This is a genomic window from Pseudomonas capsici (assembly GCF_017165765.1).
GTDB classification, from domain to species: domain Bacteria; phylum Pseudomonadota; class Gammaproteobacteria; order Pseudomonadales; family Pseudomonadaceae; genus Aquipseudomonas; species Aquipseudomonas capsici.
Window position 1 is genome coordinate 140,453 of record NZ_JAFGZD010000014.1, and the last position, 8,467, is coordinate 148,919.

Below are 8,467 nucleotides of genomic sequence, written 5' to 3' on the forward strand. Positions count from 1 at the left end.
TTTCATTTGCCAACAGTCGGCCAACCAATGATCGAACCCAAGCGCGTCCTGCGCGCCCTTGCCGAGCACTGGGCGCTCCTCGAGCCTTTATGCGAACACTTCGACCAAGGCACCCTGAGCCTGAGCGAACTGCGTCTGCAACTGGCCGCTCAGCAGCTGGACAGCACCCCGCAAGACATCACCAACCTGTTGGACGTGTGGATTCGCCTCGACATTCTGGTGCCTGTCGCCAAAAGCCCGAACCGTTTCGAGCTCAATGCACAGATCCATGACTTCCTGTCCTATCTGCGCCGCGAGCACCGTCTGGGCCTGTGTCTGGAAATCGAAGCCTACCTGCGCCATCTGGAGCGGCTGGCCGGTTACATTCAGGACGCCTTCGACATTCGCGACGCCAGCGACCTGGCTCGCCAGTTGCGCCTGCTGGACATGCGCGTGCGCGATGTCCTGAAAAAGCTCGCCAACGACGAACAGGCACTGGTCGCGGTAGCCGATCGGGCCAAGACCAGCGACCGCCAGATTCCGCTGCGCCAGCGCTATGCCGAGGTTCTGGCCACCTGGGACGAATACGTCGAACCGATGATTCAGCTGGTCAATGCCGACGGAGCCTTCGAGCAAGGCGTGCGCAAGGTCGAGAACGTCCTGTTGCGCCTGCTGACCGAGCAGCAGCGCCTTGGTCATCTGGTGGACGACGACATGCTGCTGCGCACCCACGCACGCATCCTGGAAATGCAGACCAGCGCCCAGCTCACCCTGCGCCACGCACGTGAGCTGCTGCTGCCGCTGCGCGAGGAGGCCCGTCGCCACAACGCCGTGACCCGTGGCGCCGCGCTGGCCTTGTCGGCCATCCGCCGCAAAGGACTGGATGCCGTGCCGCAAGCGGCAATGCCGATGTTCACGCGCCCGCAGAGTACGTTTCTGGGCAGCGCCAGCCAGGTCGAGGCTTATGTCTACGCTCTGGCCCGCTTCGAGCCCAAACCCGCACGCTTCCCCAAGGCCAGCGGTACTGCACGCAAGGGCGCAGCGCCTCAGGCACCGCGCACCGTCAAGGAAATGCTCGAACGCTGCGAAGACGCTCTGCCCATGCCGGACCTGATGGTCTGGCTGCTGGAGCAGGAACCCAACGGCGCCACCGACGAGCTGTTGTACTGGTTCTCGCGCCTGTCCCGCGACAAGCGCTTCGCCCGTGAACGCCTGGAGCGTCGCGAGTATTTCACTCAGGAGCACCGCGTCAGCCTGCGCTCCTTCGCCCTGCTCTCGACCCGAGACGAGCAGCCCGAGAATTCCGAGAGCCCTGTTCATGCATCTTGATCTTTCCGAAATGTCCCAGCTTGCGCCGATCTTTCGCGAGCTGTTCAAGGGCTATCACATCAGTCGCCGCGACCCGGAGCTGTATGCCCAACTGTCCAATGCCCAGGACCAGTACCGCACCCTGTTCAAGGCATTGGGCTTCGAGCTGGTCTGCGATACCCGCGGCTTCTACTACTTCGTCCCGGAACTGGCCGCCGCTCAGGTCAACAAGACCGCACAGCGTCTGGCACTGTTCACCTTCATCCTGGTCGAGCATCTGGCCGACCAGGGTCGCGACCCGATGGCCGTGCTCGACGGCGGCACATTGGGCCGCGACGAGTTGCCTTCGATGCTGGACAAATACCGTGACCTGTTCCTCCAGGCTGAAGTCCAGACCCAGGAAGAACTCGAAGAGAAGATCATGCGCCGCATGACTCAACTGGGCTTTGCCAGTGAAGAAGTGGGCATCTACCGCTTCCTGCCGCCGATGCACCGTTTCCTCGACGTGTGCCTGTCGGTCCAGCAAGACCGTGATCTGGCCGCCAGCCTGCACAGCGACCTGCCTCTGCCGACGCCGATCCTGATCGATGACGATAGTGACGAGAAACTGCTGAAAACCGACGATCCGCTGGACCTGACCGAGTTCGAAGAAGAGACCGAAGAGCAGGCCCTGGCCCGCGCAATCGCTGAAGAACAACAGGAGATGGACGCATGAGCCAGGAACGTTATGGCATTCGCCGCTTTGCCCTGCTCAATACCGCCGGCTATAGCCTTGGTCTGTTCCCGCTGGAAAACCCGCTGTCGGTCTACGGCGCAAACAACCTGGGCAAGAGCGCTTCGATCAACGCACTGCAGTTCCCGATTCTGGCACGCATGTCGGACATGAGCTTCGGCAAGTACAGCCTGGAGCAATCGCGCCGTTTCTACTTTGCCTCGGACACCAGCTACATTCTGGTGGAAGTCGCCCTGCCCCACGGCCCGCACGTGATCGGCGTCGTCGGTCGTGGCCCGGGCGGCGGTTTCGGTCACCAGTTCTTCGCCTATGCCGGTGAGCTGGACCTGAGCCATTACCAGAAGAACGACACCTGCCTGCGCCAGAAAGAGCTGTTCAGCAATCTGGAAAGCAAGGGCCTGAAGGCCTATGAGTTGAAGCCGGACGAACTGCGTCGCCTGTTGGTCGGTGGACACACTTCGATCCCGCTGGACCTGACGCTGATTCCGTTGCGCTCCACCAGCGAACAGAGCCTCAAGACCTTCCGCGCGCTGTTCATCAACCTGCTGCACATGCGCGAAATCACCGCTGCCAAACTCAAGCAGCTGTTCCTGGATGCTTTCGAGCACAGCCTGCGTTCCGGTAGCGTCGATTACATCGCCGCGTGTGAAGAAGCGTTCCGCGATGTGCGCCGTATGGAGCAGGACTACAACTCGCTGGTGCTGGCCGGCCCGCTGGTCGAAGCGCTGGCCGCCGGCGTCAAGCAGCGCGATATCCTGCGCGGCAAGTTGCATCGCCTGTCGCCGCTGCTGGACTCGCTGCTCGGTACCTGGTCGGACTACTCCAGCGCCCGCAAGGAAGAGCTGGTCACCCAGGCCGAGCATTTCCGCGCCCAGCAGGACGAGATGCAGAACGATCAGCGCAACAGCACTCAGGAACTGATGCGCCTGGAGCGAGAGATCAGCAGCATTCAGCGCTGGATCGGCGAGCTGTCGGTCCTCAAGAACCGCTTTGCGCTGGTCGATGACGTCAAGGTGCTGGAACAGCAACTGCTGGCCGCCAAGGACGCGCACGACGAACTGGCCGGTGCGCTGGCTCAGTCCCGTCAGTTCAGCGCCGAGGATCTGGAAGAGCGTCTGCGGGATCTGGAAAAACGCCTGAAGTCGGTCAAGCAACAGCTCGATCACGCCGACAACAACAGCTACGCACGTCTGCGCGAAGAGTTCTCGCAACCGGACGTCGAGCGTCTGATGCGCCTGTTCAACAGCGCGCTGTTCAGCCTGCCGCTGGGCGAGCAAGGCATTGCGCTGGACGACGGCGATGCCTGGGTCAAGTCTCTGGAAACCATCCTCGATGGCTTCAAGGGCGATCAGTTCCAGGTGCCGGGCCTGTCGATCAACCTGTCGAATATCGAGCCACCGGCCTTGCAGGCGCTGGCAGACCGTGCCGCATTGCGTGACCAGAAAGAGCGTCTGGAAAAAGAACTCAAGCAACTGAAAACCCAGCAGGCCGTTGCTGCCGACCGTGCTGCCAGCAAGACCCAGACAGAAGCCCTGTACCAGCAGGTTCTGGACGCCCAAAAGGCACTGGAAGATTTCCGCCGCTGCCAGACCCTGAGCGCAGAAGAAGCCGGCAAGCATGAGGAACTGGCACAACTGGAAGCAGCGCAGGACGAACTCAAGCGCTCCAGCGATGCCTTCACCGAGCGCGTCCAGCAACTGTCCGCCAAGCTGCAACTGGTCGCCCGGCAGATCGGCGATATGGAAGCCAAGCAACGCACACTGGATGACGCACTGCGCCGTCGCCAGTTGCTGCCGGCGGACATGCCGTTCGGTACGCCGTTCATGGACCCGGTCGACGATTCCATGGACAACCTGCTGCCCCTGCTCAACGACTATCAGGACAGCTGGCAGAGCCTGCTGCGCAGCGACGGCCAGATCGAAGCGCTGTATGCCCAGGTGCGCCTCAAGGGGGTGGCCAAGTTCGACAGCGAGGAAGACGTGGAGCGTCGCCTGCAACTGCTGATCAACGCTTACGCGCACCGCACCGACGAAGCCCTGACCCTGGGCAAGGCGCGACGTGCTGCCGTTACGGATATCGCCCGTACCTTGCGCAATATCCGCAGCGACTACGACAGCCTCGAACACCAACTGGCGCTGTTCAACCGCGAGATCAACAAGCGTCAGGTGTCCAACCTGGCCAGCTTCCGTATCGTTCTTGCGCCGAACAAGGAAGCCCTCAAGCATATCGACCAGATCATCCACAGCGCCGGTCAGTATGAAGAGGGTGAAACCCTGTCCGTGTTCGATCTGACTCAGAGCGCCGAGCAGGACAACAAGAACGAGGAAGCCAAGGAGTATCTGGCGCGACTGGTCGCCGCCAACCACAACCAGCTTGGCCTCAAGGACCTGTTCGAGCTGGCGTTCGAGATCACCAAGGTGCATGGCCAGCCGGTCATCCATACCGATATCGACGGTGCCGCGTCCAACGGTACGACCATGACCATCAAGGCGCTGACCAACATGTACCTGTTGCTGCACTTGATGGACCGTGATCTGGCCGGGCGCGTGCGCTTGCCGTACTACCTGGATGAGGCAGCGGACATCGACGAGAAGAACCAGGCCGCACTGCTGGAAACCAGCCTGCAACTGGGCTTCGTGCCGATCCTGGCGAGTGTGAAACCTCAAGTCTCGGCCCATGTGGCCATCGACCTGGAAGGCGGTAGCGGCCCCAACGGCATCTACATCGACGAAGCGGACTGGAAGTACATCCGCCGTCGTGAAGAGCTGAAACAGCAAGAAGCTCCGGCGCTGGCTGAATAACAGCGCCGAAGCGTGGAAGGTGCTCTTTCAGATCTGAGGAGCACCTTTCATTGCCGGCAAGACGACATTGGCCGTGGTGGCTGCAGGAGCCACGGTTTCAGGCTTGATCTCCTGCGGTTCGCCATTGAGCGCCTTGTTCATCTTCTCCGTATCCAGAGCTCCCACCCACTTGGCGATAGCCATGGTGCCGACACCGTTGCCGATGGTGTTGGTGATGGCTCGCGCCTCGGACATGAAGCGGTCCACCCCCAACAGCAACACCATGCCTGCCACCGGAATGGTCCCAAGCGATGCCAGTGTCGCAGCCAGAATGATGAACCCGGAACCGGTCACACCTGCAGAGCCCTTGGACGTGAACATCAGCACGGCGAGCACGATCAACTGATCGGTCAGGGTCAATGGTGTGTTGGTCGCCTGGGCAATGAAGATCGCCGCGATGGTGTAGTAGATCGCCTGTCCGTCGGGGTTGAAGGTCAGACCCGACGGAATGATCATCCCGGCCACCGGCTTGGAAACACCGGCTTTCTCCATCTTGGAAATCATCTGCGGCAACACCGACTCCGACGAACTGGTGCCCAGTACCGTGAACAACTCCTCCTTGATGAAGCGCAGGAATTTCCACAGGCTGAAACCGCTGTAACGGCAGATCGGGCCGAGTACGAAGATCACGAAGACTGCGCAGGTGAGGTAGACACAGGCCATCAGCTTGCCCAGCGAGAACAGCGAACCGAAACCGTATTTGCCGATGGTGAAGGCAATCGCACCGAAAGCCCCAATGGGTGCCAGGCGCATCACCATGCCGACGATCTTGAACATGCCCTGCATCAGGCTATCCAGCGTATCGACGAACGCCTTGCCACGCGGACCGACATTCGCCAGGGCAACGCCGAGCAGTACCGAAAACAGCAGGATTTGCAGCACATTGCCTTTGGCGAAGGCATCCACGATGGTGTCGGGGATCATGTTCATCACGAAATCCATGAACGTGGCATGCTTGGCTGCAGTCGTGTAAGTCGCGAGGCTGGAGGTATCCAGCGTGGCCGGATCGATGTTCATGCCTGCACCCGGCTTGAACACATCAACGACGATCAGCCCCAGGACCAGAGCCAGGGTCGATACCACTTCGAAATAGATCAGGGCACGAAAGCCGACGCGCCCCAACTCTTTCATGTTTTCCATGCGGGCAATGCCGGTCACGACGGTCAGGAATATCACCGGCGCAAGCAGCATCTTGATCAGTTTGATGAAGGCATCGCCGAGAGGCTTGAGCGCTGCTCCGGTTTCAGGAACCAGCACACCGACGACGGCGCCGAGAATGACGGCAAGCAGGACTTGTATATAAAGCTTGGAAAGAATTCTTTTCATGACGGGGCCCTGATTTTTTATTGTTGTCAGGAAATGCCAGGGGGCGCATCGATGATCGCCCTCCTGGCGTTATGCCGCAGTACTACTTTGAATCAGCGATTGATCAGCTCGATCACCGCATCGGTGATTTGCCGGGTGGTAGCGTTGCCGCCGAGGTCAGGTGTGTGCAGACCACTTTCGGTCACCGCCTCGATGGCCGAGATCAACTGCCTTGCCGCAGCCGCTTCGCCCAGGTGCTCAAGCATCATGGCAGCGGTCCAGAAGGTAGCGACCGGGTTGGCTACGCCCTTGCCGGTAATGTCGAAGGCAGAACCGTGAATCGGCTCGAACATGGAAGGGAATTTGCGCGACGGGTTCAGGTTGGCAGTCGGCGCAATACCCAGGCTGCCAGACAACGCCGCGGCCAGATCGGACAGGATATCGGCGTGCAGGTTGGTGGCGACAATCACGTCCAGGGTCGATGGCTTGAGCACCATGCGGGTGGTGACGGCGTCTACCAGTTCCTTGTCGATTTTCACGTCCGGGAAGTCCTTGGCGACTTCATAGAAAATCTCGTCCCACAGCACCATGCCGTGACGCTGGGCGTTGGATTTGGTAACCATGGTCAGGTGCTTGCGCGGACGGCTTTGCGCCAGTTCAAAGGCGAAGCGGTGGATCCGCTCGACACCGGCTCGGGTGAATACCGACACCTCTGTAGCGACTTCTTCCGGCAGGCCTTTATGAACACGGCCACCATTGCCGGAGTATTCACCTTCGGAGTTCTCGCGCACCACAACCCAGTCGATCTGATCGCCGTTATGCAGCGGGCTTTTCACACCGGGCAGTACACGGGCCGGGCGTACGTTGGCGTATTGGTCGAAGCCCTGGCAGATCGGCAGACGCAAGCCCCAGAGGGAAATATGGTCAGGCACGTTCAGAGCACCGACTGCGCCGAAGAAAATGGCGTCGAAGGTTTTCAGTTCCTCAAGACCACCTTCAGGAATGTAGTAACCGTTTTTCAGGTAGTTATCGGAGTTCCAGTCGAAATGTTTGAAAGCGATTTCAAACCCGGCTTTCTTCGACAGGACTTGCAGCACCTCGACACCTGCGGCAATCACTTCGACACCGATGCCATCACCTGGAACTGCAGCAATCTTGTATGCGCTCATGTTCAACTCCACTCTCGATTCGTTCTTGTTGTACTGCCGAACAGGCTGTTCAGCAGGGTGTGAGCGGAGTATATGTAGTGAGCACAAAGCTGTGAGTTACTCAAAATAACTACATCCATAACCTTGAGTTACGAATGAATCAGACTCTGGACCTGTCTTTTTTCTACCTGCTGGCCAATCAGGGCAGCCTCGCCGCCACGGCACGAGAACTGGGAATCACACCTCCGGCCGTCAGCAAACGGCTGAGCGCACTGGAAGCACGGTTTGGTGTGCGCCTGGTCAATCGCACAACCCGCTCGATGAGCCTGACCGCCGAGGGCGAGCTGTATTTCTCCCATGCGGCGCGCATCCTGACTCAGATCGATGAGGTCGAGCAGTTGGTGAGCAGCAGCCGAGCCACGCCCAAAGGGCTGATTCGCGTCAATGCGTCCCTAGGCTTTGGCCGTCGTTATATCGGGCCTGCACTGGCGGCGTTCTTTTCACGCTACCCGGAAGTGGAAATCCAGCTGGAAATCACCGATCACCCGCTGGACCTGGCCACCCATGGCTTTGACCTGGGGATTCGCTTCGGCACACTTCCGGATGCCGCCTTCCATGCCCGCAAGATCGCCTCCAACCGGCGCTTGCTGTGCGCTTCTCCCCTTTATCTGGAACGGCATGGTGTGCCGCAGCGCTTGTCGGATCTGCAGCAGCACAACTGCATTTTTCTGAGGCAGAACGAAACACCCCATGGGGTATGGAGTTTTACCAACGGCGGGAAAACCCAGAACATCAAAGTGCGTGGAGCGTTGGGCTGTAATGACGGCGAGGTGGCCCTGAACTGGGCGCTGGAGGGCTATGGAATATTGCTCAGGGCCGAATGGGATATCGCCCGGTATGTGCGCAGTGGCCGGTTACGTCTGGTGCTGGAAGACCAGACTCCGACTCGGGCGGATGTGTATGCGGTTTATCCACAGCAGTTGCATCTGTCGGCCCGGGTTCGCAGCCTGATAGATTTTCTGGTGGAGCGCTTCAGGCATATCGACAATCTGGACGAGGCGGAGTGATGTTCGCCGGAGGCCACAAAGACAAAACCCCTACCTGCGTGTGCAGATAGGGGTTTCGGAATTGAATCTTGACGATGACCTACTCTC

Annotated in this window: 6 protein-coding genes; 4 read left to right on the plus strand and 2 right to left on the minus strand. The window is 59.8% G+C overall.

Annotated features, from left to right (window positions below; translation table 11 throughout):
- Nucleotides 1–27: 27 nt before the first annotated feature.
- The 3 genes from mksB to mksF are packed head-to-tail and all read left to right on the plus strand — an operon-like array spanning nt 28 to nt 4,821.
- On the plus strand, nt 28–1,308 hold the full coding sequence (gene mksB / locus JSY17_RS18115; RefSeq protein WP_200980646.1) for an Mks condensin complex protein MksB: 1,281 nt from the start codon (nt 28–30) through the stop codon (nt 1,306–1,308).
- On the plus strand, nt 1,298–2,002 hold the full coding sequence (gene mksE / locus JSY17_RS18120) for an Mks condensin complex protein MksE (protein WP_117182218.1): 705 nt from the start codon (nt 1,298–1,300) through the stop codon (nt 2,000–2,002). Before mksB ends, mksE begins: the two co-directional genes overlap by 11 nt.
- On the plus strand, nt 1,999–4,821 hold the full coding sequence (mksF, locus tag JSY17_RS18125) for an Mks condensin complex protein MksF (RefSeq protein WP_117182216.1): 2,823 nt from the start codon (nt 1,999–2,001) through the stop codon (nt 4,819–4,821). The genes mksE and mksF overlap by 4 nt, the downstream gene beginning before the upstream one ends.
- A 27-nt stretch (nt 4,822–4,848) precedes the next feature.
- Here the strand turns inward: mksF and JSY17_RS18130 are convergent, their stop codons facing one another.
- Nucleotides 4,849–6,186 carry a dicarboxylate/amino acid:cation symporter gene (locus JSY17_RS18130; protein ID WP_206402594.1) on the minus strand — a complete coding sequence of 446 codons (1,338 nt, stop codon included), beginning with the start codon at nt 6,184–6,186 and terminating at the stop codon, nt 4,849–4,851.
- A 92-nt stretch (nt 6,187–6,278) separates the two neighbouring features.
- A complete protein-coding gene (locus JSY17_RS18135) occupies nt 6,279–7,334 on the minus strand; it encodes a tartrate dehydrogenase (RefSeq protein WP_117182212.1) in 1,056 nt (351 codons plus the stop codon).
- Nucleotides 7,335–7,468: 134 nt separating this feature from the next.
- On the opposite strand from JSY17_RS18135, the gene JSY17_RS18140 reads away from it, so the two are divergent.
- Nucleotides 7,469–8,380, plus strand: coding sequence for a LysR family transcriptional regulator (locus JSY17_RS18140; RefSeq protein ID WP_117166913.1), 912 nt, complete (start codon nt 7,469–7,471; stop codon nt 8,378–8,380).
- The last annotated feature ends 87 nt before the right edge of the window (nt 8,381–8,467 follow it).